The sequence below is a fragment of the Nocardioides sp. YJ-D4 genome (genome assembly GCF_054031495.1).
This window is the reverse complement of record NZ_CM132932.1, coordinates 5,240,871-5,266,053: the sequence shown is the minus strand read 5'-3', so window position 1 is coordinate 5,266,053 and position 25,183 is coordinate 5,240,871. Positions and strand designations below refer to the sequence as shown.

The following is a 25,183-nucleotide window of genomic DNA, read 5'->3' as shown; positions in this document are numbered from 1 at the left end:
ACCCGGAGTCTAGGCGCTACCCCAGCCACCCGATGCCCGCCCGACCGCGTACGACCTCAGGACAGGTCGCGGATGCGGATGTTCCGGTAGGAGACCACGTCCGGGGCGCTGCCGTGCGCCTGGGCCCCGACGTGACCGGTCAGCCCGCGGCTGCTGGAGTCGGGGTCGTTCGGCCGACCGGGGAACGGCAGCCCGGGCAGGTTCTCGAACTCGTTGATCACGACGCCGTTGCGGATCACGGTGTAGTGCTGCCCGACGACACGGATCTCGAGGTCGTTCCAGGTGCCCTTCGGGGTCGGTCGCGCCTGCGCCAGGGTGAGGTCGGCGAAGCCGTAGATCGACCCGGTCTTGCGGGGGTCGTTGCCGCCACCCTCCGGCGAGTCGTTGACCTGGATCTCGTGGCCACAGTTGACCGCGATCCAGGAGAGGTTCCCGGTCTCGCTGCCGTTGAACGTGGTCGGGCACCCCTCGACCGGACCCCACAGCTCGGGGAAGCGCACCTGGACGCCGCTGTTCCCGCGGGCCGTCCCGGGTGCGTCGTCGCGGAACTGCAGCCGCAACGAGAAGTCGCCGTACTCCTGTGCCGGGTACCACAGGGTTCCGAACCCGCCACCCGCGCCGGCACGGCTGCGGATGGTGCCGTCGGGCACCAGGTCGAACCCGCCGTCGCCGGCGTAGGCCCAGTCGTCGAAGGAGTCGGCCGAGCCGTCGAAGAGCCAGTCGTACCCCTCGACCTTCCCCACCTGCGAGCGGGCGGCAGCGGACTGCAGCCGGCTGGCCTCGGCACGCGTCACCTCACCGGCGACGACCAGATCGGCGGTGACACTGCGGACGTGCATCACGAAGGCCCCGTGAGTCGGCCACGTCCGCTCGTCGTCGATGACGTCGTTGATGGTGCAGCCGGAGCGCAGCGTGCTGTTGGCGACGCCGCTGTCGAGATCGAGGAAGACCACGCTCGAGCGGGCATCGGGCGCCGGGCAGGTTGCGGTCGTCGTGGGCGTCTCAGCAGGAGCGGCGGAGGCGGCTCCGACCGCACCGCCCAGGCACAGAGCGGTGATCCCGAGGACGGCCGACCCGACGGCGAGCCGGGTCCGATTGCGGCGTGAGGGGAGGAAGTGGGACATCGAGACTCCGAACGTCAGGACGCCGAACGAGATGTGATGCGCGTCACGCTGGATGCTAGTGTCGGCGGCCGCCCACTTTCAACCACTTCCGCGCGACTTTCGCAAATAACCTTCGAAAGAAGAATCAGCCTGCCGCGCGCTCCATCACGATCTCCTCGGGACCGCCGTCGATGGGACTCGGCACCTTCTCGGTCTCGACGAACCCGAGGCGCTCGTAGACGCCGTGGGCGCGGTCGTTGCCGACGAGGTGGGTGAGGCGTACGGGCAGGTCGCCGGCGCGGGCGATCACCTCGCTCAGCAGCGCGCTGCCGGCGCCGGAGCCCTGGGAGTCAGGCAGGACGTACAGCTTCCAGAGCATCAGGTGGTCCTCGAAGACCGAGTAGGAGGCCATCGCCACGACCTGGTCGTCCACCTCGGCGACGAGGACGGTGCCGGCCCTGATCCCGGGGAGCACTGCGTCCGGGGCCCACCACTTGGCGATGCCCTCCTCGACGTACGCCTCGCCGGTGATCGGCGGGTACGTCACCCGCCAGGTCGTCACGCCGACGTGGATCACCGCGTCGAGGTCCTCCGCCGTCGCCTCTCGCACCCGCATGGACGCGACGATAACCAGGAGCGCCGGGGCTGTCGTTCGGTTTAGCGTCGGAACGTGCTGATTCGACGTGAACGTCCCGAGGACGTGGCTGCCATCCGTGCGGTCACCGCCGCCGCCTTCTCCGGTGTGGAGCATTCCGCGCCGCCGATCGAGCCCGACGGTGCGCCCGGCGAGGCGACGCTGGTCGGATGGCTGCGCGAGGACCCGGGCTGGATCCCGGAGCTCTCGCTGGTCGCCGAGGCCGACGGCGAGATCGTCGGCCACGCCGTGGCAACCCGTGGGACGCTCGCCGGCCGGCCCTCACTCGGCCTCGGCCCGGTCAGCGTCTCCCCCGCCCGCCAACGCGACGGCGTCGGCTCGGCCCTGATGCACGCCATCCTCGGTGCCGCCGACGCGATGGGCGAGCCGGTCGTCGTCCTCCTCGGCTCCCCCGACTACTACGGCCGCTTCGGCTTCGTCCCTGCCTCCTCGCTCGGGATCGAAGCACCCGAGCCCGCCTGGGGCGACTACTTCCAGGCACGGCCGCTGGCTGCGTACGACCCGTCCGTCCGCGGCACCTTCGCCTACGCCGCGCCCTTCGACCGGCTGTGAACGAGCCGCCCGTCGGCATCACAGATGCCAGCGTGCTCGCCCTCGTCCGCGCGCGCTGGGATCGCGCCGTCGACCGCGTCGAGCATCTGCCGGTGGGCTTCGGGGCCTGGCACTGGCGGGCATCGGAGGCGGGCGAAGCACGGCTGTTCGTGACGTACGACGCGCCCAAGCCCGGTCGCCACACCGCGGAGACGTTGGAGAGCGCGTACGCCGGGGCCGCGGCACTCCACGGAGCCGGGCTGGAGTTCGTGGTCCCGCCGGTGCGGGCCTCAGCCGGGCGCTTCACCGTGCCGGCCGGTGACGGTCTGCTGTCAGCCACCCCGTGGGTCGCCGGCGAGCGACCTGCGGTCGCCGACGGCGTACGTCAGCTTCTCGAGCGGCTGCACGCGACGACCCCGCCGGCTCGCATCGCGTCCTGGCGGCCGTTGGTCGGGCCTCTGTTCAGCGAGGCACTTGCTGAACGGGTGTCAGTTCCGTGGGACCAGGGACCGTTCGGAGAGCGGGCGCGACAGGCGCTCCGCGCCGCGCTGCCGGAGATCGTCCACTGGACGGCGACCTACCACCGACTCGGCGCAGCCGAGGACCCCGACACCTGGGTCACGACCCACGGCGAACCCCACGAGCGCAACCAGCTCCTCACTAGGACCGGGATCGTCCTCGTCGACTGGGAGTCGCTGAAGCTGGCTCCCGCAGATCGCGACATACGCGCACCCGGCGGCCTCTTCGACCTGGAATGGCGCCTCGACGAGATCGACCAGTACGCCACCTGGTTCGCCGGACCCCACGGCGACACCGCCGACGACCGGGAGGCGCTCGCGGGCCTCGAGGCCGAGCTCACCCGTTAGTGATCACCGCCACAGCGCGTACGAGGTCTTCTCGACATACGCTGGGAGTAGTCCGTGGACTCCATCAGGGAGCTGCGAGATGACACCAGAAAGGCTCGATGATGAGCACGAACCCCTCTGCTGAGGAGACCGCCCCTTACGGGACCGGAGCTGCTGGGAACACGCCGGCCAAGCCCGTACGCAAGGTGCGCACGCATCATCTTCGCGAGATGAAGCAGCGTGGCGACAAGATCACGATGCTGACCTCCTACGACATGTACACCGCCCAGATCTTCGACGAGGCCGGGGTCGACCTGCTGCTCGTCGGTGACTCGGCCTCCAACAACGTCCTCGGCAACGAGACGTCGCTTCCGGTGACCGTGGACGAGCTGCTGCCGCTGACCCGTGCGGTCTCGCGCAGCGTGAAGCGCGCGATGGTCGTCGGCGACCTGCCCTTCGGCTCCTACCAGGCCTCGCCCGAGCAGGGCTACCTGACCGCGGTGCGTTTCATGAAGGAGGCCGGCGCCCACTGCGTGAAGCTCGAGGGCGGCGCCGAGATGGCCCCGGTGATCAAGAAGCTGACCGAGGGCGGCATCCCGGTCATCGCCCACATCGGCTTCACCCCGCAGTCCGAGCACGTGCTCGGCGGCTACCGCGTCCAGGGCCGCGGCGACACCTCCGACCGGATCATCGACGACGCCAAGGCCGTCCAGGAGGCCGGAGCGTTCGCGGTCGTCATGGAGATGGTCCCCGGTGAGGTCGCCGCGCAGATCTCCAAGGAGCTCGACATCCCCACGATCGGCATCGGCGCCGGCCCCGACTGCGACGGCCAGGTGCTGGTCTGGCAGGACGCCTTCGGCATGCGCAGCGGGAAGATGGCCCGCTTCGTGAAGCAGTACGCCGACGTGAAGTCGGTCCTGTCCGAGGGCGCCGAGGCGTACATCTCGGACGTCAAGGGCTCGACCTTCCCCGGCCCCGAGCACACCTTCTGAGGTTCCACGTTTGAGAAGTGGTCAATTTGGGCCGTCCGCCGGCTCCGTGCCGGGCCCAAATTGACCACTTCTCGGATCTTGCTCCCACAGCGATCCACGCCACAGGGCGTACCAGGCGTCCAGGCGGGTCGGATCGTAGGTCCGGCCGAGCGCCGCGTCGGCCTCTCGCAGGATCATCGCGGCGCGGAAGCGGACGTCCGGCGCCACGTAGCCGTGGCGTACGTAGCCCGCCTCCGCGAGGCGCGAGTCCCGGCGGCGGTCGCGGGCATACTGGCCACGGTCGCGATGCACGGCTCCGTCGTACTCCTGCAGTGTCCTGGTCCCGGTGATCAGCAGGTCGGCCCGCGCCACGAAGCGACCAGCGTCGTCGAACAGCTCGACCTGAGGCTGCACCGGCACCTCGCACGCCTCGTGCAGCATCCGGAGCAACGACTCCCACGGAGACTCCGACCGGCCGTCGGCCAGAGCGAGCGCCTCGCGCAACCGGGGCCCGCCCCTCCGACTTCGCGCCACTTCCTCGAGATCGTCGCGGGTGCAACCCTGCTCATGCAGCACGCCGTCGACGAGCACGACCAGATCCAACAGACCGAGGCGGGTCGCCGCGGCGAGCACGGTCTCGGCGACAGTCGCGATCCGTACGCCGTCGATCCCGTGGCTGTGCGGGGGAAGCCGGTGGCGGGTGGCGTCCACCTGGGGCCGTCGCACCCGCACCCCGCTCGGGATGGAGATCTCGATGGGACGGTCCGGAGCCAGCGGCGGCAGCCAGAGCTCGTACGCTTCCGCCGCGGTCAGCCCGGTGAAGACCGTGCCGTCCGGCAGCTGCTCCGCCCAGGCCCGCATCCGGGCCCAGACCGGAGCCTCCTCACCGACGTCGCGCGCGAGCCGGACCCCGGACCCCAGACCCACCCAGCGGCCGCTGCGCCTGCGCGGCGGCCGGCGTGACACTGACTTCTCCATGCGCCCACGCTGTGACGAAGTCAGGCCCGGCGCCACCGCATTCGGCCCACTCTGTGGAGAACGGCTACACGCGTCGCGCCCTGGCGGCCGCCAGCCCGACGAGGCGGGCGACCACCATGGCGACGTAGAAGACCCCCGCGATCTGCTCGAGCATCACCATCGAACGGGCGTTGGGGAGCACGGGAACGATGTCGGAGAGGCCGACCGAGGTCAGCGTGGTAAACGATAGGTAGAGCAGGTCGAACCACTGCCGGTGGTCGCCGAACGAGCCGGGCCAGATCACCTGGATAGCCGCGTACAGATAGGCGAAGGCCCAGGCGACCACGGTGAACGCGGCACCGGTCGCGAAGAGCTCGTCGCGGGTCACCACGTCGTCGTGGAAGAGGTAGCGGATCATCGCGTAGGAGACGAACAGGTAGAACGGGACGTGGAAGAAGGCCGAGGTCAGCACGACCCAGCCCTCGTTCGGCGCGACGGACTCCCACACCGCGAAGATCGTCGCCGGGCCGCCGAAGATGATGGCCGCCCACGAGAAAGCTGGGGTCATACGTACCGCCGCGACCGCTGCCAGCAGGAGCAGCAGCTGCAGCACACCGAGCGCGGCGCGGCCGGCGGTCGAGCTGTCGAGGAAGGGGTAGGCCAGGATCGCCACCACCTGTCCGAGCAGGAGTACGGCGGAAGGGTGTTCGCGCATCGCCCTGATCACGTTCATCACAACCGCACACCCTAGAGCCCACCCGACCAGTACCGTCGGCACCATGCGCGCTGCCATCGCCCTCGCCTCCGTGATCACTCTCGGGCTCTCGACCGCCGCATGCGCCGGAGACTCCTCTCCCGCCTCCACTCCCCCACCGCTGAACCCGTCGGGCTCGCCGAGCGCCTCCGCGAGCGCCTCCGCATCGGACCCGGCGGCTGTGCTGCCGACGTCCGACCGGGTCCCGGAGCTCGATGTCGAGGTGGTCAACGACGAGCTCGACCATCCCTGGGACGTGGCCGACATCGGCGAGGACCGGTTCCTGGTCACCGAGCGCGACCGGGCGGTCCTGTCGCTGATCGAGGGCGGCGGGCGGCGCGAGATCACGCTCGAGGACAACGACATCTGGGTCTCCGGTGAGACCGGGCTGATGGGCCTCGAGGTCGACCCCGGCTTCGCCGAGAACCGGCGCATCTACACCTGCCAGGGTTGGAACGGCGGGGAGGACGTACGCGTCATCTCCTGGACCCTCGACGCCGGGCTGACCAGGGCGACCCAGGAGCGGACGCTGATCGACGGCTTCCCCACCAGCTCCGGGCGCCATGGTGGCTGCCGGCTGCTGATCAGCGCCGACGGTGCGCTGTGGGTCGGCACCGGCGACGCCGCCAACGAGGAGAACCCGCGCAGCCTCGACTCCCTGGGCGGCAAGACGCTGCGGCTCGACCCGCAGACCGGCAAGCCGTGGCCCGGCAACCCGTGGGCGGGCGACGAAGGGCCGCGACGATTCATCACGAGCTTCGGCCACCGCAACGTGCAGGGTCTGGCAGAGCGAGCAGACCGCACGATCTGGTCGATGGAGCACGGCCCCGACCGCGACGACGAGGTCAACGAGATCACGCTCGGCGGCGACTACGGCTGGAACCCCGGTGCGGGCTACGACGAGTCGGTGCCGATGACCGACCAGGACCTGCCCGGAGAGCAGATCGAGGCGGCCTGGGAGTCCGGCAACCCGACCGTCGCCACCGGCGGCGGCACCTTCATCCCGGTCCAGGAGCGGTGGGGCGCCTACGGCGGGGCGCTGGCGGTCGCCGTGCTCAAGGACCAGGAGCTGCGGATCATCTCCTTCGACGAGTCCGGGAAGCTCACCGACGACCGTTCACCCGAGGTCATGCACGACTACGGGCGGCTGCGTACGGTCTCGCTGGCCGCCGACGGCGACCTGCTGATCACCACCGACAACGGCGGCGAGGACGTGCTGCTCCGGGTGACCCCACGCTGAGGACCACCCGGGGCTGAGGATCACTTGTCCTCGGTGCCCGCGTCGCCCTCCCAGGCCTTGTCTTCCTTCTCCCAGCGCTCGTTGTTCTCCTGAACGTGCTCCAGCGCACGGGAGGCCTCGGCGTGGGAGGCGTAGGGACCGAGACGGTCCTTGGCCTTGCAGCCCTGGTACGGCTCGACGGTCTTGTGCTTGAGGCAGTAGTAGTACTCGCCCGCGTGCTCGTCGCTCATGCCACAAACCTACCGTTGTGCGAGATGTTCGCGTGGGCAACAGCGCTGTTACACGGATTTCAGTAGGTTGCCCCCATGAGCCAGATGTTCGATGCCTACGAGACTCGAGATCCGGCCTATGACGAGATGTTCGTCGGCAGCGAGCTGCGCCCTCCCTATCAACGGCTGGGCGACTCGCTGCGGCGGCTCAGCGCAGCGGAGCTGATCAGCCGGGTCGAGGCGATGCAGGCCAGCTATCTCGACCAGGGCGTCACCTTCGACATCGGCGGAGAGGAGCGGGCCTTCCCGCTCGACATCGTGCCGCGAGTCATCGAGCGGGACACCTGGGCGACGATCGACAAGGGCGTCCAGCAGCGGGTCAAGGCGCTGGAGCTGTTCCTCGCCGACATCTACGACGAGGGCAACGTCTTCGACGACGGCGTGATCCCGCGCGAGGTGATCACCACCTCCAGCCACTACCACCGCGCCGCCGCCGGGGTGCATCCGCCCAACGGCGTACGCATCCAGGTCTCGGGCATCGACCTGGTCCGGGACAACAACGGCGAGTTCCGCGTGCTGGAGGACAACGTGCGCGTCCCGTCGGGTGTCTCGTACGTCATGACCAACCGTCGCGCGATCTCGGCCGCGCTCCCGGAGACGATCGCCGAGCACCGGATCCGGCCGGTGGCGAACTACCCGCAGAAGCTCCTCGCGGCGCTGCGCGCGGCCGCTCCCGCCGGCGTCGCCGACCCCACCGTGGTCGTCCTGACCCCGGGCGTCTACAACGGCGCCTACTTCGAGCACGCGCTGCTGGCCCGCACGATGGGGGTCGAGCTCGTCGAGGGGCGCGACCTGGTCTGCCGCAACGGGCAGGTGCTGATGCGTACGACCAAGGGGCTGGCCCCGGTGCACGTGATCTACCGGCGCATCGACGACGAGTTCCTCGACCCGGTGCACTTCCGGCCCGACTCGATGCTCGGCTGCGTCGGGTTGATCGACGCCGCCCGGATGGGCAACGTGACGCTGGCGAACGCGGTCGGCAACGGGGTCGCCGACGACAAGCTCGTCTACACCTACATGCCCGACATCATTCGCTACTACCTCGGCGAGGACCCGGTGATCCGCAACGTCGACACCTGGCGGATGGGCGATGCGCCCTCACGCGAGGAGGTCCTCGACCGGCTCGACGAGCTCGTGCTCAAGCCCGTCGACGGCTCCGGCGGCAAGGGGATCGTGATCGGACCGGCGGCCTCCGCACGCGAGCTGGACGTGCTGCGTGGCAAGATCCTGGACGACCCCCGCTCCTGGATCGCGCAGCCGGTGGTGCAGCTCTCGACGGTTCCGACCTTCACCGATGGCGATCTCGGGGCGCGGCATGTGGACCTGAGGCCGTTCGCGGTCAATGATGGCGACAAGGTCTGGGTTCTTCCCGGTGGCCTGACTCGGGTGGCGCTCGCAGAGGGCGAGCTGATCGTGAACAGCTCCCGTGGCGGCGGCTCGAAGGACACCTGGGTGCTCGCCGGACCGACGTCCTCTCGGCCACACAGCCGGAGTCAGTCTCAAACGCAGGGGGTTGCGTGATGCTGAGTCGCATCGCCGAGTCGATGTTCTGGATCGGGCGCTATGTGGAACGCGCCGAGGACACCGCGCGCATCCTCGACGTACAGACCCAGCACATTCTCGAGGACGCCGCCACCGACGAGGAGACCGCCTGCCGCTCGTTGCTCGCGGTGATGGGCATCGAGCTCTCCGAGGAGGAGAAGGTCGGGCTGCCGCAGATGCTGGACATGCTCGCGTACGACACCACCGCGCCGACCTCGATGGCCTACGCGCTCGGCGCGGCCAGGGAGTCGGCGCGCGGCGCCCGGGAGACGCTCTCGGTGCCGTTGTGGGAGGCGCTCAACACCACCTACCGGGCGATCCCGGCCGGCCAGTTCAAGCACATGCGGGCCCCGTTCATCTTCGGCTGGGTGCGCGACCGGGTCGCCCAGATCAACGGCACCGCCGACGCCACGATGATGCGCGATGAGTCCTGGCAGTTCCTGATGCTCGGGCGCTACGTCGAGCGCGCCGACATGACCTCGCGCCTGGTCGCGACCACCTCCTTGACGAGCGCGGGCGGCGCGTCGCAGTGGAACTCGACGCTGCGCGCCTGTGGGGCGTACGACGCGTTCCTGCGGGTCAACAAGGGGGTCGAGACCGAGCAGGCGGCTGCCGAGTTCCTGCTGCTGGACCGGATCTTCCCGCGCTCGGTGGTGCACGCGCTGCAGCGGGCCGAGCTGGCCCTGGACACGCTCGAGGGGACGACCCGCCGCGCCGGCTTCACCGACGAGGCCCATCGACTGATCGGCCGGATGCGGGCCTCGCTGGAGTATCGCTCGCTCCACGATCTGCTGGCGGACCTGCCCGCCGAGATGGAGCGGCTCCAGGTCACCTGCGCCGAGGCCACCGAGGCGGTCACCAAGCGCTACTTCGCCGGTGCCGAGGCGCTGGCCTGGCAGCCGGTCTGAGGAGTCTGATCGAGATGAGCATGCAGTTCCGCATCGTGCACACCACGACGTTCGCCTACGACGGACCCGCGGTCGCCTCCTACAACCAGGCGCGGCTGACTCCCCTGACCACGCCCGACCAGATCGTGGTCCACCACCGGATCGACGTCTCACCCAAGCCGTGGACGTATGAGTACAAGGACTACTTCGGCAACGAGGTCACCGCGATCGAGGTGCTCGAGGCGCACCGTCGGCTGAAGGTCTCTGCGACGAGCACCGTCCACGTCGACCGGAAGCCCGGGGCGGCACCGGTGCTCACCTGGGAGGAGGCCGGTCGGCCTGAGGTCGCCGACAGGTACGTCGAGTTCCTGGGCGTGCCCGAGCTGGTGACGCCCGCTGAGCCGCTTGCGGGAGTCGCCAAGTCGATCGCGGCCGACGCCGGTTTCCCGGGCGAGGCCGCGTTGGCGATCGCGCAGGCGATCGCCGACGAATCCCGCGCCACTGGCCACCCGGCCATCGATTCCGCCCACCAACTGCTGGGGGCGCTGCGTACGGTCGGGATCCCGGCGCGCTACGTCTCCGGCTACGTCTACCCCGGCGGCGCGCACTCCTGGGTCGAGTGGTGGGACAACGGCTGGCACGGGGTCGACCCGATGACCGGCAACGAGCCCGGCGACGCGTACGTCGGTGTGGCCACCGGCCGCGACCACACCGACGTCAAGCCGCTGGGCGGGATCTACTCGGGCCCCGAGGAGCCGGCCGTCGAGGTCACCGTCGAGATGACCCGGCTCGCCTAGCCTCGCTCAGAGCGTGCTCTCCGCCGCGAGCCCGTTGATCACCTTCGCCAGCGCGATGTCACGGCTGGTGACGCCCCCGGCGTCGTGGCTGCTGAGCCGGATCTCGACGTACGGGTAGCGCAGGTCGATGTCGGGGTGGTGGTTGGCCTCCTCGGCCTTCGCCCCGATCGCGTTGACCAGCGCGAGACCGGTGATGAAGTCACCGGTCTCCACGCGGGCGACGATGCTGTCGGCCTCGCCGCTGGTGTCGAAGGTCCAGCCGTCGAGCTGCTCCTGGGCGACCTGCTCGGCGGTGAGGGTCGTGGTGTCAGGTTCCATGCCTCCACCCTGCCACCGCCGTGGGCGACGCGCCACGCCGGTCACCCCTCGCGCTGCGCGAGCCGGTTGCGTACGCGGTAGACGGCTGCGTGATGGTCGTAGTCGTCGCTCATCACGGCCGCCAGGCGCAGCGGGCCGAGCGCGTCCTCGAGCCGGTCCTGGCGCTCCAGGACGCGACCCAGCGAGTGCTGGCTCCAGGCGTCGCTGGGGTCGCGCTCGACGAGCCAGCGCAGCTCCGCCTCGGCCCTGGCGAGCTGGGCCCGCAGCATGTACGCCCAGGCCCGCATGCTGCGCAGCCCGAAGTTGTCGGGGTCGTCTGCCAGCGCCGGCTCCAGGATCTCCAGCGCCTCCACCGGGAAGCGCCGCGAGAGCAGGTCGTGGGCCGTCCGGTAGGCCACCTCGTGGGCGCTCTGGCCCGGGAAGACCACAGCCGGGGCCACGTACTCGAACTCTTCGTTCTCCGTCATCACACCCTCCGAACGTGATACCCCCAGATGGTATTCCATCCACACCCGCACCGGAGCACCATGGTGACGGTGAGGAGGTGAACGCGCATGCACGCATCAGTAGGTGACCACCTCGTCGTGGCGGGCCAGCACGTCGGGGACCACGTTCGGGAGGCCGAGATCATCGAGGTCAGCCACCCCGACGGCAGCCCGCCCTACCTCGTACGCTGGAGCGACAGCGACCACGAGTCACTCGTCTTCCCCGGTCCGGATGCCCACATCGAGCCCGCCTCGCACTAGACTTTTGTGCGGACGGGCTGGCCGGGCGATCGCGTCGTTCCCTTGGGGACGTCGAGGAAAGTCCGGGCTCCACAGGACAGGGTGGTGGCTAACGGCCACCCGGGGTGACCCGCGGGACAGTGCCACAGAGAACAGACCGCCGCTACCCTCCAGGTAGCGGTAAGGGTGAAACGGTGGGGTAAGAGCCCACCAGTCCTCGTGGTGACACGAGGAGCTAGGTAAACCCCACCCGGAGCAAGACCAGACAGCGTACGTTTGAGGGCGGTCCGCCCGAGTGCGCGGGTAGGTTGCTAGAGGCCATCGGCAACGATGGTCCGAGATGGATGGTCGCCGACTACAGAACCCGGCTTACAGGCCAGCCCGTCCGCTTTCCTTGCTCTGACCAGGCATTTTCCTTTTCAGGGTGCTCTACTGTCCGGTTACTGTCCGGTCTGGAAGTAAAGCAGGATTGGGATTGGGCACAGACCGGAGCGTCGGACCATCTCCGAGCGCCGCTTGGAGAACGGCCCGGACGGTCTCGTCCTCGTCGCCGATCAGGTGGCCGTAGGTGTCCCAGGTCTCGGCGGCGTTCTTGTGGCCGAGGAGCGCCTGGAGGGCCTTGATCGAGGTGCCGGCTCGGATGTGCATCGAGGCGAAGTAGTGCCGCAGGTCGTGGGGCGTGGCGTCGGTCTTGACCTTCTTCGTCGCGGTGTTCCACGCCATCCAGAGGGTGCTCTTGCCGATCGGGTTGCCCGAGGAGTTGGTGAAGATCAGGCCGCTCTTGTGGACGCCATAGGTTTTCTCCTGGTCCTCGATAGCCTCGAGAACGACATCGGGCACAGCCATGGTCCGCACGCTCGACGGGGTCTTCGGCGGTTTCCAGGTCGGCTCGGTCGTTCGCAGCTGGCGGTCGACGCGGATGGTGTTGAAGTCCTTCGAGACCCTGTCCACCGTCAGCCCGAGGATCTCGCCGCGGCGCATCCCGGTGCCGGCCAGGACGGTGACCAGGTTCTTGTAGCGCGGGTAGATCGTCTCGGTCAGTTCCTTGACGATATCTGTCGTGATCGGCACCAGCGCCGACTTGGGATCCAGGCGTGGCAGGCGGGTGCCCTCGCATGGAGACCCGGCCAAGACACGCTCCTTCGCGGCAGCCTTCATGACGATGGCGAGCACTCCGTAGCGCAGGTGCACGGTGGTCGGTGCCGCGGTGGCCGACCACTTGGCGACCAGCTCCTGGATGTCGGCCTGTCGGATCGAGTCGATCCGCCAGTCGCCGATCTTCGGATAGATGTGGGCGTTGAGGGCGATCTCGAAGGTCGTCCTGGTCGTCTCGGCATGGACCTGTCGGGCACGCCAGGCTTCGGCGTACGTCTTGAAGGACTGTTTGCCGAGCTCGGGGTTGACCCAGTCACCCCGGACCAGGCCAGCGGTCTGCTCGTCAATCCAGTCCTGGCCCTCGGTCTTTCGGTCGAAGTGTCTGACGTGCTCCTCACCGGCGCGGTCGACGTAGACCGCGCGCCAGCGGACCGTGGTCTTGGCCTCGCCGTCCTTGGTCGTCCACCGGGCGGTGTGCTTGCGGATCGTGGCCATTGCTCACCCGCTCTCCTCGTGATGTGCATTCTCATCCATGTCCCTCAGGGTAGGCGTCGTCCCGAACAGTCGTTCGAGGTGACGCCTACCCGCCGGTGGTCACCGGATCAGCGGCGTCGCCGCTTGGCGCTGCTCCCGCATGAAGGTGCGCAGGTCGCCGACGGTGGTGACCAGCCTGCGCCCGATCTTGAAGAACCTCGGCCCGGTCCGACGCTGGCGCCACCAGCGCAGGGTGTTCTCGGACGTACGCAGGATCTCGGCGGCCTCGGTGAAGGTGAGGATCTCTTCGGCGTCCCGCTCGGAGAACGGGGTCTGAGTCACGGTCATCGTTCATCTCCTGTCATCGATGACCGCTGCCCGGATGGCAGCGGCTCTCGTGTGCAGGAGGTAGGTGCGCAGGGGTCCCCGGCGGACCCCCGTTTTAGATCTGATCGGGTGTGTACATCTGATCAGATATGCTGGCTCGATCGAGGGAACCAGACTTCTTCAGGCGGCCCGACGGGTTGCCGGCCTCTCCCAGGCCGAGCTCGCCGAGCGGGCTGGCACGTCCCAGGCCACGCTGTCGGCGTACGAACGTGGCGCGAAGTCTCCGGCCCTCAAAGTCGCCGAGCGAATCCTTCACGCCACCGGCCTCGAGCTCTCGGTCCGGACCCACGTCGATTTCGAAGAACGCACCTCGCCCGGCATCGAACCGTTCTGGGTCCCGAACATGCTGTGGAACGTCGGGCCGCCCACCTGCTTCGTCATCCTCCGCGTGCCCGACATGGTCAACCACACCAGCCAGACCGACTGGGACCTGAGCGACCGCGCCGACCGTGCCCGGGCGTACGAGATCCTGATCCGCTGGGGACTCCCCCAATCGATGCTCCGCTGGCTCGACGGCGCCCTGCTCGTCGACCTCTGGGACGAGCTCGACCTGCCCGAGGAGATCCGGACGTGCTGGACCCCGGCGATCACGCACGCCACCCCAGCCAAGACCGTCGATATCTTCGACTTCGGCTTCGCACGCGTTCTCGACCCGGACGGCACCCGGAGCGCCCAGATCCGCGGCTACGAGCCGCTGCCTCCACCGCCACCCGAGCCACCGCCGCGTCGCCAACGTCGGGTCGATCCCGTCAACGGGCATCCCTGGGGATAGGCATCATGCACCGTGCCCGTTCGGTGTTCGGTATTGATCGAACACCGAACACCATGGCACCATCGAATCATGGACACCGAAGCGCTCGTGCTCGACGCCTTCGCCGAGATCGGCGTGGAGGCGCGCGTCCCCGCAGGTATCTCCACAGTCGATCTTGTCGTCGGTCCCGCCGACTCGCCGACACGGATCCACATCAAGAGGCGCGTCCTGGTCGACGAGAACGCCGCCGCACGATTGATCGCCGAGAAGCAAGAGTCCCAGACGACGCTTCTCGTGGTTGCCGACAGAGTCACCGACGGTGCCCGAAGGATGCTGGCCGCTTCCGGCGCCGGCTATCTCGACCTGCGCGGCCATCTCTCCCTGCGAGCGCCCGGAATCGTGATCGACACCCGCATCCAGCCGCTCAAGGAGCCCACCGAGCGCTCTGATGCGCTGGCCGGATCTGCGGGGCTCGAGACAGCCACAGCTCTGCTGATGGAGCCGAAACGGCCGGTCGCGGTCCGTGAGTTGGCCCGTTCACTCGATCGCTCCCCCAGCACGGTCTCCAGCGTCCTGGCCGCACTGCGCAGCGAGCACCTTGTCGACGCAAAGAACACAGTCAACGGTTCCGACCTGTTCTGGCGCGTTGCCGAACGGTGGCCCGCGCAACGTACCCAGCTTGCAGCACTCCCCGATACGGATGACCCCGCGACGGTGCGAGCTCTGCGGATTGGTCTCGACGCCGCCCGGGATGCGCCGGGATGGGCCCTGACGGACTCCGCCGCGGCTGCCGCATACGGAGCTCCGATCGGGTTCCGGAAAGGCCAGGTGATGGACTTCTTCGTGCCTGACCAGGCAGTCCTTCGCCGCGCAACGACCCTGCTCAACGCTGCGCAGTCGACGTCGCAGGTTCGCGCTACTGTGCGCGTCGCTCCGGTGCCTCGTGCTGTGATGCCACGGGTCTCGCCGGCCTCCGAGCTGTTCGGCTGGCCGCTGGCGCACCCGCTGTTCGTCGCCCTAGACCTTGCCCAGGACGCCGGCCGTGGACGCGAGATCCTGGAGAGCTGGACACCGGAGGAGGAGTGGACCCGTGTCTGGTAGCCGCGTCACCTTCGTAGGCGACGCGATGACGGCCGTCGTCCAGGGCGTCACCGAGGTCCATACGCTGCTCGGCCAGCCTCCCGTGATCGTAGGTGGCCTCGCGGTGCTCTCCCGCCTGTCCAACCCATATCGGGCAACCGTCGACCTCGACGTGGTCGACCGCCTGCTCGGCGAGGTTCCTCAGCTCGAGGTGCTCCGTGCAGCGGCGGGAGCGGAATCCGTTGAGCCGGCCGCCGTGCTGCTCCCGACGCCGTACGGATCGGTCAAGGTCGACGTCCTCGAAGTCCGCCAGGTCGAGATCGACCAACCCAGCGACGACCCCGGCGATCGCCTGCACGCCTCGGCCCACGCATGGGCGAACGACTCCGCCACTGCCCTGACCATCGAGGTCGTACGGCCCGACGGTCAGGGCATCGAGGTCACCACTCCGGTCGCCGAGCCAGGTCCCCTGGTCGCGATGAAACTCCAGGCCGTCATGAATCGCTCCGTCGGGAAACAGGGCACCGACCTGCTCGACATCGTCCGACTCACCTTTGACGAACCCACCCGCAACGCCGCGCTCCAGCAGATCGCTGGCGTCGCGGACAGCGTCGCTCGCGACATCCACCTCCACGTCGACCTCTGGTTCGACCGAAACCGTCAACAGGCACTTCGCTGGATCCACGCAGCAGGAGGGCGCGACATCACCATCGACGACCTCGACCTGGTCGCCGAACTTCTCGGTTCCGCCGCGCAGCGGCCTGATTGACTGCTACATCCCGATCCCTGGACCTTGCGACGGACCTGACGAAGGTCGATCAAGTCCAAGCATGTACGCCGGGCGCCGAGGCTCAAGGGCAGAAGCAGCGCCCCTGCGCGACACTCGCCGCGTCGCGAGGGAGCCGTAGCGGTCCAGGTCTTCGGCCGCGCGTTGTGCAGCGTGGGCTGGACCGAGATCGGCACGGTCTCGACTAAAGAATTGGACCCATTGGTGTCGAGCATCGTCGACGGAGTCGGCGACCAAGTGAGCGATGTTGTGGTCGCGTCCCCGGGACATACCGACGTACGCCGAGGATGCGCTGGTGTGGGTGCCGACCGCGACGTGGGCGACCGCGACGGTCTCGCCCTGGACGCCGTATGTCGTGGTCGCGTAAGCGAGCTCAAGATGCTCCTGTGCATAGGCCCAGGACAGGCGGCGGCGGCCAGACTGGCCTTCGATGACGATGCCCTCGCGGCGTACGTCCTGGACGGTCCAGGTCTCACGGTTGGCTACGTCGGCATCAGGGTCGTTGCGACGGGTCGCGACCTGGTCTCCGACCGTGATCCGCTCCCCCGCTCTGGTCGCGAAGACCTTGGTCTGCCCCTGAGGTGTTGCGCGTTCTCGATGAGCGAGGCCGTTGATCCGCGCGACCTGCTCACGGGTGTCCGCGACCACCGCGACCCGGTCATCGCTGTTGATCGCGATCTGAGCCAGCGCCGAGATCTGCTCGACCTCGGAGGAATGAACGACGATCTCCTCACGAGCGAGCAGCCGGTCGAAGACCGCCTCGGGATTCTTCCCGGCCCGCATGTCGAGGCTGAGCTGGGCATAGTCCGGATCGGCGAACCGGCGCACCCCGTCCAGATCGACGTGATGCTCGGCAGCGTAGCGACAGGCCAGATCGAGTACGCCACCCCGACCGACAGCAGGCAGCTGGTGCCGGTCGCCGATCAGCGCCAGCCGAACACCGGTGGCGTCGGCGATCTGCACCAACGCGACCGCACTGTCCTGGTCCAACATGCCCGCCTCATCGACCACCAACAGATCCCCCGGCTGCAGCCCGGCCCCCGGGCGCGGCGAGACCTCGGCGTGCCGCCAGTGGCCCTGGTCGTCCCATCGGAACCCGTACTCCCGCAGCAGCGCGGCGACCGAATGCGTGCGGACGCCGATATGGCTGGCGGCGACCTTCGCGCCCTTCAGCGTCGGTGAGACGACCATCATCCGCCGCCGCTGGGCCTGGTGAAGGGAGCACGCAGCGGCCAGCGCGGCAGTCTTACCAGTACCTGCTGCACCCTCGACCACTACCAGCGGCTCCTCGCCCACCAGGTGCGCCACCGCCGCGGCCTGGTCCGGCCCGAGCCCGGCCGTCCATGCCTGGATGCGTCGCAGATCCATCGGCCGCCCACGCTCGTCGGCACGTCCTCCGAACCGACGGACGAGGTGTCGCTCGACCGCAAGCACTCGCGGCGAGGTCAGCGCACGTACGTCAACCGGCACCGCTTCACCCTCCGCCAGGGGCACCGACGACGCGATGATCCGCGCTGTCAGATCTTCCGCGACCTCACTCCGAACACCAGCAGCCACCACGATGCCGCTCTCCGCGATCAGCTGTTCGGCCTCACCGCGGGCGTCAGCCCTGCTCCACGCCGACCGGTGCCCACCCAGCCGGCACAGCGCCTCCGCGGCCAGCCCGTCACGGTCGAGCATCCCGGGCCACGGCGTCAGCAGCTCGACGCCGCGTCGGGGCACCCTGAATCCAAGGGCGGCCAGCTCGTCGCGCCAGTACTCTTCCAACGCCGCACCGGAGGTGGGCACCAGCTTGTCCGGCCGCTCATCCGCCCATGCCCGACGATCCCACGCCTGCCGCAGCCGCGGACCCGGCTCCTCCCCCGGATGCTCACCCCGCCACCGGGTCTCGTACCGATCGATGTTGTGCCCAATCTGCTTCGACCGCGCCGAGAACGCCTCGCCGTGCGCCGCCAGCTCGACGATCTCCCCGGAGACCGGATCGACGTGATAGCCGTGCGCAGCGAGTGCAGACCGGAACCCCGGGTCGGTCATCACCGCCGCATGCCCGATCCCGTTGATCGCCGCGATGCTCTCCCGGAACCCGACCGTGTGCAGTCCCCGCCACTTCCCCGCCGCCCACACGCGAGCGTTGACCTGGAGATGCAGGTGCCAGTGCGGATCCCCTGCCCGTGACGTACGATGCGCCACCACCGCCGCCTCCAGCTCCTCTACCGGCACCTGCACCTGCCGCCCCATCGGACCGACCCGCGTCGTCGCGTGCTCCCCCACCCACGACAGGATCTGTTCCGCCGCGCGCCACTGAGCCGTGTCGTACGCCACTGACACATCGGGATGCAGCGCCGCGGCCAGCGACCACGACTTCGGCCCGTTCACCGTGACCTCGACGAACTTCACGCCCTCCTTACGCAGCCGCCCCTTCGCCTCTCCAGTCTTGATGTCGAAACCACCGACCCACCGCTCGTACGTCTCCGCATCCATCGCCGGCGCCCGCTCGACCCGACGACCAGAAACCACATAGCGGTCGGCCACCCCCGAGCCCTCGCCCAAGTAGTAGTCGTCAGCCTCGAAGCTGTCCGCCTCCACATAGCGCCGCGCATCGACCGCACGCCCGGTGTAGAACTTCACCCCACCATGCACGCCCGATCAGTCCCTCCGTCAACAACCGTCGACAACCACATAAACGCAGGTCAGCAGGCGGCTTTCCCACTGACTTTGATAGCATGCGTGCCGATGACTTTCGGGTTGTTAGACGTCACTCGGCGTGAGTGATACCCAGGCCGCTACGAACCGTTGGCAACCGTCATCGGTTTCGGGTCGCCTGGACCAACCCGAGGTGCGGGCGCTTGCAAAGGGGCATCTGACTCCTTGGGCAGCGGAGCGACTCGACAACCTCGGCGACCGGCTCCCACCTGAGAGGCAGCGATGCCGTCGAACCATCCGTCCGGCACACATGGCTGAGCACCCAAGGCGTAAGTGCCCATTCGAGACCGCGACCGAAAGTAGCGCGCCTGCAGCCTCAGGAGTCACTCTGCGGGTCGCCAGCTTGCGCGTAGAGACGCGAGTAGGCCTTCCGCAGGACGTTCTTCTGGATCTTCCCCGTCGAGGTCTTCGGCAGCTCGTCGGCGACCACGATCGACTTCGGGATCTTGTACGCGTCGAGGTGACCGCGGAGTTGCTGGAGCAAAACGTCCGGGTCGACGTGCGTGCCCGGCGCCGGCACCACCAACGCGGTGATCGCCTCTGTCCAGTGCTCGTGCGGGAGGCCGACCACGACGGCTTCGGCGACATTCATGTCGGCGGCGTAGAGCGCCTTCTCCACCTCGATCGAGGCGACGTTCTCACCACCGGTCTTGATGACATCCTTGCGGCGGTCGGTGAACCAGAGGACGCCGTCGGCGCCGAAGTGGCCGACGTCCCCGGAATGGAACCAGCCGTGTGCGAAGGCCTCGTCGGTGGCCTCCGGGTTGTCGAGGTAGCCGGTGAGCGTGTGTGGGCCGCGGTAGACGATCTCGCCGTCCTCGTCGGCGGGCAGCAGCCGGCCGTCCTCGGCCATGACGGCGACCTGGACGTTGGCGACCGGCGTACCGACCGCGCCGGCGTGGCTGAGCTGGTGCTCGGGACGGAACAGCGTCGCGGTGGGGCTCATCTCCGTCTGCCCGAAGAGCAGATAGAAGTCGCAGTCGAAGACGTCCAGGCAGCGACGTAGCTGTGCCTCCGGCATCGTCGCCATGGCGTAGAGGGCCCGACGCAGGCTGGACAGGTCCCGGCGGTCGATGTCGGGGTGGTCGAGCATCTGCCGGTACATCATCGGGAGAGCGAAGATCTGCGTGATCTTCTCGGCCTCGATGAGGTCCAGGAGCCGGCCGGCGTCGAATCCCCGCTCGATGAACAGCAATGCGCCCACCATGACGGCGGCGGTGCAGTGGCAGTTCAGCTGGGCGGTGTGGAACATCGGCATCAGCGACACGAACCGGTCGGTCTCGTCGAACCGTGCCTCCAGAGCCATCGACATCGACTCCAGATAGATCGCCGTGTGGTTGCCGACGACGCCCTTGGGGAACGAGGTCGTCCCGCTGGTGTAGAGGTAGCTCAGCGGATCACGGTCCGCTACGTACGCCTCCGGCTCCGACTCCTCACCCGCTGCCACGAGGTCCCCGAACTCGACGGCCCCGACGAGGGTATGGCCCGGCTGGTCGACCTTGGGGTCCGTTCCCGGCGCGATCACGACGTGGCTCACCGCCGGGTGCTCGGCAACCGCCTCGGCAATGCTCGGGATCAGCTGTCGCTCGATGACGATGCCGCGAGCGCGGCTGTGGCCCAGGACATAGGAGATCTCGTCGGTGCGCCAGCCGAGGTTGATCGGCACACAGACGACGCCGAGCTTCGCGCAGGCGTAGTACGTCACCAGGAACTCGATGCTGTTCCCGGAGGCGAGGGCGAGGGCATCCCCGCGCGCATATCCGGCGGCGACGAGACCGTGGGCGAACCGGTTGACTAGGGCGTTGAGCTCGCGATAGTCGAGGCGCCTTTCGCCGTCGACCAGCGCCAGCCGGTCGGGGTACCGGGCGGCGGCCCGGGTCAGGCTGTCACCGACGTTGACACGCTGGATGAGGTTGCGACCGAGATCTTGTGCTGACGACGCCATCGTCGTACCTCCTGTGCGGGTGGAGACTTCAGTAGCTGCGGGGCAGACCCAGTGAGTGCTGGGCCACGAAGTTGAGGATCATCTCCCGATTGACCGGCGCGATCCGGAGCAGGCGGGCCAGGCCCCACAGCGGGATCAGGCCGTACTCGCTGGCCACACCGTTGCCGCCGTGGCACTGGATCGCGGCATCGAGTGCGGACAGCGCGGCCTCGGCGGCGAGATACTTGGCCATGTTGGACGCTTCGCCGGCGGGCAGCCCCTGGTCGTGCAGCCAGGCCGCCTTGGCGGTGACGAGGGCGGCCGCCTCCACCTCGATCTTGGCCTTCGCCAGCGCGTGGGAGACGCCTTGGTGGGATCCGATGGGCACGTCCCAGACCTGGCGCTGGTTGGCGTAGTCGGCGGCCTGGGCGAGGGCGTAGCGGCCGATGCCGACGAGCAGGGCCGCGCCGGTGACCCGCTCGGGGTTCAGGCCGTGGAAGACCTGCTTGAAGCCGGCGCCCTCGGTGCCGATGAGCCGGTCCGCGGAGACGTGCACGTCGTCGAGGAAGAGGGTGTACTGCCTCTCCGGAAGTGCCACGGCGACCGGGAGCGGTTGGGCGGTCAGGCCCGGGGCGTCGGTGTCCACGACGAAGAGCGAGAGCTCGGCGTCCCCGCGCTCGTCGGTGCCCGTGCGAGCCACCACCAGCACGGCGTCGGCGACATCGATCCCCGAGATGAAGTGCTTCTGGCCGCGCAGCACGTAGCCGTCGCCGTCCTTGACCGCAGCGGTCGAGATCCGGTGGGTGTTGGAGCCGGCGTCGGGCTCGGTGATGGCGAAGACCACACGTCCCGCCCCGGACGCGAGCCTGGGCAGCCACTCCTGGCGCTGCTCAGGCGTGCCGAAGGTGCTGATCACCTCGCCGCTGATCGCACTCGCCACCAGGAGGAGGAGCAGCGGGGATCCCGCGGCCGCCGTCTCCTCGCAGACGATGGCCAGCTCGACGAGTCCACCTCCTCCGCCACCGTACTCCTCGGGGATGTTGACGCCGACGAAGCCGTGCTTGCCCAGGGCCTCCCACAGCTCGAGAGTGAACTCCCGGGCCTCGGCCTTCTGGGTGTAGTAGCCGTTGCCGAACTCGCGGCTGATCGCGCTCACCGCCTCTCGCAGTGCGCGATGCTCCTCGGTGATGGTGAAGTCCATCAGGCCTCCTGGGTGGCGCGAGCGGCGGCCACGAGCCGCCCCTGGGTCTCGACGGGGATCGGGTACGGCGAGGAGAGGGTGAACCGGTCCGCCAGATCGCCGTAGCGCCGGTGGATCTCGGCGCCTGCCTCCTCCGGAGACCCGACGACGGCGAGGGCCGTGAGTACGTCGTCATCGATCAGACCGGTCATGGTGTCCCATTCCCCGCGGACGGAGAGGGCGTGCAGCTCGGCGTGAAGGTCGCCCCAGCCATGCAGATCCAGGACGCTGCTGTAGGCAGGCGTCGAGCCGTAGAAGGCGAGCTGCTTGCGTACGGCCGTGGTGGCCTTCTCGAGCTGGGCGTCGTCGCTCCCGGTCGCCACCAGGCCCGGGTAGATGACGGTGAACTCCGACCGCTTCCGGCCGGACTCCCGCAGGCTCTGCTCCACCAGTGGCACGGTCACCTCGCGCAGATAGCGCTCGGTCGTGAACCCGTGCACGATCAGACCGTCAGCGCGGGTGGCCGCCACCTTCGTCATCGCATGCCCGACGGCCGCGAGCATGATCGGCGGAGGGCCCCAGGGATGACGTGGCGGGGTGAACATGGGGGTCATCAGGGTGTGTCGGTAGAAGCGCCCCTCGAACTGGAGTCGCTCCCCGTCGAGCCAGCTCGCCCAGATCGCACGAAGCGCCCCGATGAACTCCGCCATCCGGGCCGCCGGCTCCGACCACGGCATGCTGAACCGGCGTTCGATGTGTGCCCGCACCTGCGATCCCAGGCCCAGGACGAACCGCCCTCTGCTGAATGCCTGGAGGTCGTAGGCCGCTGCGGCCATCGTCATCGGGGAGCGCGCGAAGGCCACGGCGATGCCGGTGCCGATGGTCAGGCTCTCGTTGTGCTCGGCAGCCAGGAGCAGCGGGAAGAACGGGTCGCGGGCCACCTCGGTGGACCACACACCGGAGTATCCGACCGCTTCCACGTCGCGGACCTGGTCGACGAGCTCGGCGTACGCCGCGCCCTCGGTTCCGTCGACGCTGCCACCGATGTTGGCGTCAATCCGCATGGCCCGCCTCCACGAGCGAGGCCGGAGGACGGAAGCGCTCACCATACGACTCGGCCAGCTCGTCAGCCCGGCGGCCGAAACCGGCGATCCCTCCGTCGTACTGCTCCAGGTAGCGCAGCACGCCACCGGTCCAGGCTGGGAACCCGATGCCGAGCAGTGAGCCGACGTTGGCGTCGGCCTGCTGGGTGATGACGCCGGTGGTGTACGCCTGCCACGCCTCCAGTGCCTCGGCGAAGAGCAGTCTCTCGACGAGGTCACGAAGGGGCGGCTGGTCCTCCGCCACGGGATACACCTCCGCGAGTCCGGGCCACAAGCCGGTGCGCCGACCGGACTCGTAGTCGTAGAACCCGGCCCCCGCGGCACGGCCGGCGCGACCGTGCTCGTCGATGAGGCGGTCGAACACGTCATGACTGGGGTGTGGCTGCCACACGTGGCCCGCCTCGGCCGCGGCGGCCTTGGCCTCCTCACGCACGGCCCGCGGCAGGGTGAGGGTGAGCTCGTCGAGCAGCTGCAGGGCACCGGCCGGGTAGCCGGCCTGGAGCGATGCCTGCTCGATGCTCGCGGGCGCGACGCCTTCCCCGACCATGGCCACAGCCTCGTTCAGGCGGGCGATGATCACTCGGCTGGTGAAGAAGCCACGGCTGTCGTTGACGACGATCGGCGTCTTGCCGAGCTGCCGGACGAGATCGAAGGCACGGGCCAGTGTCCGCGGCGAGGTCTTCTCCCCCTTGATGATCTCGACGAGGTCCATCCGGTCCACGGGGGAGAAGAAGTGCACCCCGACGAAGTCCTCGGGCCGGCTCACCGCGGCGGCCAGCGAGCCGATCGGGAGAGTGGAGGTGTTCGACCCCAGGACGCAGTCGCGGCCGACGACCTTCTCGACGCGAGCGAAGACGTCGGCCTTGAGCTCGGCGTTCTCGAAGACCGCCTCGATGACGAAGTCGACGTCGGCGAGGTCGTCGACCGAGTCGCTGGGGTGGATGCGGCCCAGGAGCGCATCGGCGTCGGCCTGGGTGCGGCGCCCGGAGTCGACGGCCTTGGTCTCGAGCTTCGCCGAGTAGGCCTTGCCCTTCTCTGCCCCCTCGCGGGACACGTCGACGAGGACGACCTCGATACCCGCCTTCGCCGCGGCGTTGGCGATGCCGGCGCCCATCATCCCGGCACCGACGACGCCGAGCCGGGACGAGGTGAACGCAGGCTCGCCCTCCGGACGGCTCGCTCCGGCCCTGATCGCCTGCGTGTCGAAGAAGGTGAGGTTGATCCGGTTCTTGGCGATCTGCGCGGTCGCGATCTCGACGAAGTAGCGCGACTCGACCTTGGTAGCTGTCTCCAGATCGAGCCCCGACCCCTCGACCGCGGCGGCGAGGATGGCCCGCTCGGCCGGCGCCGGGGAGCCATGGGTGCGGGCGCGCAGGCCGGCCGAGAGCAACGCCAGCTGGCCGGTGAGCGGGCCACTGGAGGGCGTACCTCCCGGGACGGCGAAGCCCTTGCGGTCCCATGGCTGCGCGGCATCGGGATTCTGTGCGATCCACCGCTTCGCGGCAGGCACGAGCTCCTCTGCGGTCGGGACGACTTCGTCGACGAGGCCGAGGTCAGCCGCCTGCTCGGCGGTGTAGGCCCTGCCCGAGAGAAGGATCTTGTCCAGTGCAGTGGTGACGCCGAGGTGCCGAACGGTCCGGGTGACGCCACCGAGGGCGGGAAGCAGACCGAGGCCGACCTCGGGCAGTCCGATGCGCACGTTCCGGCCGCCCACAGCGACACGGTGGTGGGTGGCGAGGGCGAGCTCGAGGCCGCCGCCCAGGGCGGCGCCGTTGATCGCGGCGACGACCGGCCGCCCGAGTGTCTCCAATGAGCGCAGCTGGGTCTTGATCAGGTCCAGATGTGCCGTGAACCGGGTGGCGTCCTCGGGCTCGAGCCGGACGATCTCGTTGAGATTGCCTCCGGCGAAGAAGGTCCGCTTCGCCGAGGTGAGGATGACGCCGGTGATGTCGTCGCGCTCGCTCTGGAGCCGCGCGACGGTGTCGACCAGCTCGGCGACGAACGCCTCGGACAGGGTGTTGGCCGAGCCGGCGGGATCGTCCATCGTGAGGGTCACGATGCCGTCCTCGTCGCGCTGCCAGCCGATGATGGTGGTCTGGTTCATT

General features: G+C 68.9%; 25 protein-coding genes, 1 other RNA gene and 1 pseudogene. 13 read left to right on the top strand and 14 right to left on the bottom strand.

What is annotated here, in order from left to right:
• Window positions 1-56: 56 nt before the first annotated feature.
• Window positions 57-1,124 (bottom strand): 3-keto-disaccharide hydrolase, encoded by a 1,068-nt coding sequence (locus tag ACW14X_RS25160; protein ID WP_457163723.1) that lies wholly within the window; start codon window positions 1,122-1,124, stop codon window positions 57-59.
• A 124-nt stretch (window positions 1,125-1,248) separates the two neighbouring features.
• Window positions 1,249-1,719 carry a GNAT family N-acetyltransferase gene (locus ACW14X_RS25155; RefSeq protein ID WP_160022144.1) on the bottom strand — a complete coding sequence of 157 codons (471 nt, stop codon included), beginning with the start codon at window positions 1,717-1,719 and terminating at the stop codon, window positions 1,249-1,251.
• A 54-nt stretch (window positions 1,720-1,773) separates the two neighbouring features.
• Here ACW14X_RS25155 and ACW14X_RS25150 point away from each other — a divergent pair, with 54 nt between their 5' ends.
• The 3 genes from ACW14X_RS25150 to panB all read left to right on the top strand — a co-directional run bounded on the left by ACW14X_RS25150 (window position 1,774) and on the right by panB (window position 4,126).
• Window positions 1,774-2,310 (top strand): GNAT family N-acetyltransferase, encoded by a 537-nt coding sequence (locus ACW14X_RS25150; RefSeq protein WP_457163722.1) that lies wholly within the window; start codon window positions 1,774-1,776, stop codon window positions 2,308-2,310.
• Complete coding sequence (locus ACW14X_RS25145) at window positions 2,307-3,155, top strand: hypothetical protein (protein WP_457163721.1); 849 nt, start codon at window positions 2,307-2,309, stop codon at window positions 3,153-3,155. Before ACW14X_RS25150 ends, ACW14X_RS25145 begins: the two co-directional genes overlap by 4 nt.
• A 98-nt stretch (window positions 3,156-3,253) precedes the next feature.
• Window positions 3,254-4,126 carry a 3-methyl-2-oxobutanoate hydroxymethyltransferase gene (gene panB / locus ACW14X_RS25140; RefSeq protein ID WP_160022140.1) on the top strand — a complete coding sequence of 291 codons (873 nt, stop codon included), beginning with the start codon at window positions 3,254-3,256 and terminating at the stop codon, window positions 4,124-4,126.
• 21 nt (window positions 4,127-4,147) lie between these two features.
• Here the strand turns inward: panB and ACW14X_RS25135 are convergent, their stop codons facing one another.
• Both ACW14X_RS25135 and ACW14X_RS25130 read right to left on the bottom strand, forming a co-directional pair.
• The gene (locus ACW14X_RS25135) at window positions 4,148-5,083 is read right to left on the bottom strand and encodes a hypothetical protein (protein WP_457163720.1); all 936 of its coding nucleotides are present in this window, start codon (window positions 5,081-5,083) and stop codon (window positions 4,148-4,150) included.
• Between the two features lie 64 nt (window positions 5,084-5,147).
• Complete coding sequence (locus ACW14X_RS25130) at window positions 5,148-5,795, bottom strand: ion channel (RefSeq protein WP_160022136.1); 648 nt, start codon at window positions 5,793-5,795, stop codon at window positions 5,148-5,150.
• A 46-nt stretch (window positions 5,796-5,841) separates the two neighbouring features.
• Between ACW14X_RS25130 and ACW14X_RS25125 the strand changes: the two genes are divergently transcribed.
• The gene (locus tag ACW14X_RS25125; protein WP_457163719.1) at window positions 5,842-7,056 is read left to right on the top strand and encodes a PQQ-dependent sugar dehydrogenase; all 1,215 of its coding nucleotides are present in this window, start codon (window positions 5,842-5,844) and stop codon (window positions 7,054-7,056) included.
• 20 nt (window positions 7,057-7,076) lie between these two features.
• On the opposite strand, the gene ACW14X_RS25120 is transcribed toward ACW14X_RS25125, so the two are convergent.
• Window positions 7,077-7,286, bottom strand: coding sequence for a hypothetical protein (locus ACW14X_RS25120; RefSeq protein WP_160022132.1), 210 nt, complete (start codon window positions 7,284-7,286; stop codon window positions 7,077-7,079).
• A 75-nt stretch (window positions 7,287-7,361) separates the two neighbouring features.
• Here ACW14X_RS25120 and ACW14X_RS25115 point away from each other — a divergent pair, with 75 nt between their 5' ends.
• Genes ACW14X_RS25115 through ACW14X_RS25105 form a run of 3 tightly spaced genes read left to right on the top strand, consistent with a single transcriptional unit; the run spans window position 7,362 to window position 10,551 of the window.
• Window positions 7,362-8,846 carry a circularly permuted type 2 ATP-grasp protein gene (locus tag ACW14X_RS25115; protein WP_457163718.1) on the top strand — a complete coding sequence of 495 codons (1,485 nt, stop codon included), beginning with the start codon at window positions 7,362-7,364 and terminating at the stop codon, window positions 8,844-8,846.
• Entirely contained in the window at window positions 8,846-9,775 is a 930-nt protein-coding gene (locus tag ACW14X_RS25110) for an alpha-E domain-containing protein (RefSeq protein ID WP_160022128.1), read from the top strand. Before ACW14X_RS25115 ends, ACW14X_RS25110 begins: the two co-directional genes overlap by 1 nt.
• Window positions 9,776-9,789: 14 nt before the next feature.
• A complete protein-coding gene (locus ACW14X_RS25105; RefSeq protein WP_457163717.1) occupies window positions 9,790-10,551 on the top strand; it encodes a transglutaminase family protein in 762 nt (253 codons plus the stop codon).
• A 6-nt stretch (window positions 10,552-10,557) separates the two neighbouring features.
• Here the strand turns inward: ACW14X_RS25105 and ACW14X_RS25100 are convergent, their stop codons facing one another.
• Together ACW14X_RS25100 and ACW14X_RS25095 are read right to left on the bottom strand one after the other, a co-directional pair.
• On the bottom strand, window positions 10,558-10,869 hold the full coding sequence (locus tag ACW14X_RS25100; RefSeq protein WP_350716086.1) for a 4a-hydroxytetrahydrobiopterin dehydratase: 312 nt from the start codon (window positions 10,867-10,869) through the stop codon (window positions 10,558-10,560).
• A gap of 41 nt (window positions 10,870-10,910) precedes the next feature.
• Window positions 10,911-11,336 carry a tetratricopeptide repeat protein gene (locus ACW14X_RS25095; protein WP_350716084.1) on the bottom strand — a complete coding sequence of 142 codons (426 nt, stop codon included), beginning with the start codon at window positions 11,334-11,336 and terminating at the stop codon, window positions 10,911-10,913.
• Between the two features lie 87 nt (window positions 11,337-11,423).
• On the opposite strand from ACW14X_RS25095, the gene ACW14X_RS25090 reads away from it, so the two are divergent.
• Entirely contained in the window at window positions 11,424-11,615 is a 192-nt protein-coding gene (locus tag ACW14X_RS25090; RefSeq protein WP_141794223.1) for a DUF1918 domain-containing protein, read from the top strand.
• Window positions 11,616-11,628: 13 nt separating this feature from the next.
• An RNA gene (gene rnpB / locus ACW14X_RS25085) (RNase P RNA component class A) lies at window positions 11,629-11,982 on the top strand.
• A 41-nt stretch (window positions 11,983-12,023) separates the two neighbouring features.
• On the opposite strand, the gene ACW14X_RS25080 is transcribed toward rnpB, so the two are convergent.
• Window positions 12,024-13,184 (bottom strand): tyrosine-type recombinase/integrase, encoded by a 1,161-nt coding sequence (locus ACW14X_RS25080; protein ID WP_457163716.1) that lies wholly within the window; start codon window positions 13,182-13,184, stop codon window positions 12,024-12,026.
• A 99-nt stretch (window positions 13,185-13,283) separates the two neighbouring features.
• Window positions 13,284-13,511: a helix-turn-helix domain-containing protein gene (locus ACW14X_RS25075; protein ID WP_457163715.1), complete on the bottom strand. Its 228-nt coding sequence runs from the start codon at window positions 13,509-13,511 to the stop codon at window positions 13,284-13,286.
• 64 nt (window positions 13,512-13,575) lie between these two features.
• Between ACW14X_RS25075 and ACW14X_RS25070 the strand changes: the two are divergent.
• From ACW14X_RS25070 to ACW14X_RS25055, 4 genes and pseudogenes are all read left to right on the top strand, one after another.
• A pseudogene (locus tag ACW14X_RS25070) lies at window positions 13,576-13,821 on the top strand (helix-turn-helix domain-containing protein); the annotation flags it as partial.
• Window positions 13,822-13,893: 72 nt separating this feature from the next.
• Window positions 13,894-14,322 (top strand): hypothetical protein, encoded by a 429-nt coding sequence (locus ACW14X_RS25065; protein WP_457166091.1) that lies wholly within the window; start codon window positions 13,894-13,896, stop codon window positions 14,320-14,322.
• A 69-nt stretch (window positions 14,323-14,391) separates the two neighbouring features.
• Entirely contained in the window at window positions 14,392-15,402 is a 1,011-nt protein-coding gene (locus ACW14X_RS25060; RefSeq protein WP_457163714.1) for a transcriptional regulator, read from the top strand.
• Window positions 15,392-16,150 (top strand): prevent-host-death protein, encoded by a 759-nt coding sequence (locus ACW14X_RS25055; RefSeq protein ID WP_457163713.1) that lies wholly within the window; start codon window positions 15,392-15,394, stop codon window positions 16,148-16,150. Before ACW14X_RS25060 ends, ACW14X_RS25055 begins: the two co-directional genes overlap by 11 nt.
• A 3-nt stretch (window positions 16,151-16,153) precedes the next feature.
• Here the strand turns inward: ACW14X_RS25055 and mobF are convergent, their stop codons facing one another.
• The 5 genes from mobF to ACW14X_RS25030 all read right to left on the bottom strand — a co-directional run bounded on the left by mobF (window position 16,154) and on the right by ACW14X_RS25030 (window position 25,182).
• Window positions 16,154-18,796, bottom strand: coding sequence for a MobF family relaxase (mobF, locus tag ACW14X_RS25050; protein WP_457163712.1), 2,643 nt, complete (start codon window positions 18,794-18,796; stop codon window positions 16,154-16,156).
• Window positions 18,797-19,187: 391 nt separating this feature from the next.
• Window positions 19,188-20,816: an AMP-binding protein gene (locus ACW14X_RS25045; RefSeq protein ID WP_457163711.1), complete on the bottom strand. Its 1,629-nt coding sequence runs from the start codon at window positions 20,814-20,816 to the stop codon at window positions 19,188-19,190.
• Between the two features lie 28 nt (window positions 20,817-20,844).
• A complete protein-coding gene (locus ACW14X_RS25040; RefSeq protein WP_457163710.1) occupies window positions 20,845-21,996 on the bottom strand; it encodes an acyl-CoA dehydrogenase family protein in 1,152 nt (383 codons plus the stop codon).
• Complete coding sequence (locus tag ACW14X_RS25035; protein WP_457163709.1) at window positions 21,996-23,039, bottom strand: TIGR03617 family F420-dependent LLM class oxidoreductase; 1,044 nt, start codon at window positions 23,037-23,039, stop codon at window positions 21,996-21,998. Before ACW14X_RS25035 ends, ACW14X_RS25040 begins: the two co-directional genes overlap by 1 nt.
• Window positions 23,029-25,182, bottom strand: coding sequence for a 3-hydroxyacyl-CoA dehydrogenase NAD-binding domain-containing protein (locus ACW14X_RS25030; RefSeq protein WP_457163708.1), 2,154 nt, complete (start codon window positions 25,180-25,182; stop codon window positions 23,029-23,031). Before ACW14X_RS25030 ends, ACW14X_RS25035 begins: the two co-directional genes overlap by 11 nt.
• Between the last annotated feature and the right edge of the window lies 1 nt (window position 25,183).

Coding starts and splice junctions, on each gene's coding strand:
- ACW14X_RS25160 (WP_457163723.1), bottom strand. CDS start 1,124: ATGTCCCACTTCCTCCCCTCACGCCGCAATCGGACCCGGCTCGCCGTC.
- ACW14X_RS25155 (WP_160022144.1), bottom strand. CDS start 1,719: ATGCGGGTGCGAGAGGCGACGGCGGAGGACCTCGACGCGGTGATCCAC.
- panB (WP_160022140.1), top strand. CDS start 3,254: ATGATGAGCACGAACCCCTCTGCTGAGGAGACCGCCCCTTACGGGACC.
- ACW14X_RS25135 (WP_457163720.1), bottom strand. CDS start 5,083: ATGGAGAAGTCAGTGTCACGCCGGCCGCCGCGCAGGCGCAGCGGCCGC.
- ACW14X_RS25130 (WP_160022136.1), bottom strand. CDS start 5,795: ATGAACGTGATCAGGGCGATGCGCGAACACCCTTCCGCCGTACTCCTG.
- ACW14X_RS25125 (WP_457163719.1), top strand. CDS start 5,842: ATGCGCGCTGCCATCGCCCTCGCCTCCGTGATCACTCTCGGGCTCTCG.
- ACW14X_RS25120 (WP_160022132.1), bottom strand. CDS start 7,286: ATGAGCGACGAGCACGCGGGCGAGTACTACTACTGCCTCAAGCACAAG.
- ACW14X_RS25115 (WP_457163718.1), top strand. CDS start 7,362: ATGAGCCAGATGTTCGATGCCTACGAGACTCGAGATCCGGCCTATGAC.
- ACW14X_RS25110 (WP_160022128.1), top strand. CDS start 8,846: ATGCTGAGTCGCATCGCCGAGTCGATGTTCTGGATCGGGCGCTATGTG.
- ACW14X_RS25105 (WP_457163717.1), top strand. CDS start 9,790: ATGAGCATGCAGTTCCGCATCGTGCACACCACGACGTTCGCCTACGAC.
- ACW14X_RS25100 (WP_350716086.1), bottom strand. CDS start 10,869: ATGGAACCTGACACCACGACCCTCACCGCCGAGCAGGTCGCCCAGGAG.
- ACW14X_RS25095 (WP_350716084.1), bottom strand. CDS start 11,336: ATGACGGAGAACGAAGAGTTCGAGTACGTGGCCCCGGCTGTGGTCTTC.
- ACW14X_RS25090 (WP_141794223.1), top strand. CDS start 11,424: ATGCACGCATCAGTAGGTGACCACCTCGTCGTGGCGGGCCAGCACGTC.
- ACW14X_RS25080 (WP_457163716.1), bottom strand. CDS start 13,184: ATGGCCACGATCCGCAAGCACACCGCCCGGTGGACGACCAAGGACGGC.
- ACW14X_RS25075 (WP_457163715.1), bottom strand. CDS start 13,511: ATGACCGTGACTCAGACCCCGTTCTCCGAGCGGGACGCCGAAGAGATC.
- ACW14X_RS25065 (WP_457166091.1), top strand. CDS start 13,894: ATGCTGTGGAACGTCGGGCCGCCCACCTGCTTCGTCATCCTCCGCGTG.
- ACW14X_RS25060 (WP_457163714.1), top strand. CDS start 14,392: ATGGACACCGAAGCGCTCGTGCTCGACGCCTTCGCCGAGATCGGCGTG.
- ACW14X_RS25045 (WP_457163711.1), bottom strand. CDS start 20,816: ATGGCGTCGTCAGCACAAGATCTCGGTCGCAACCTCATCCAGCGTGTC.
- ACW14X_RS25040 (WP_457163710.1), bottom strand. CDS start 21,996: ATGGACTTCACCATCACCGAGGAGCATCGCGCACTGCGAGAGGCGGTG.
- ACW14X_RS25035 (WP_457163709.1), bottom strand. CDS start 23,039: ATGCGGATTGACGCCAACATCGGTGGCAGCGTCGACGGAACCGAGGGC.
- ACW14X_RS25030 (WP_457163708.1), bottom strand. CDS start 25,182: ATGAACCAGACCACCATCATCGGCTGGCAGCGCGACGAGGACGGCATC.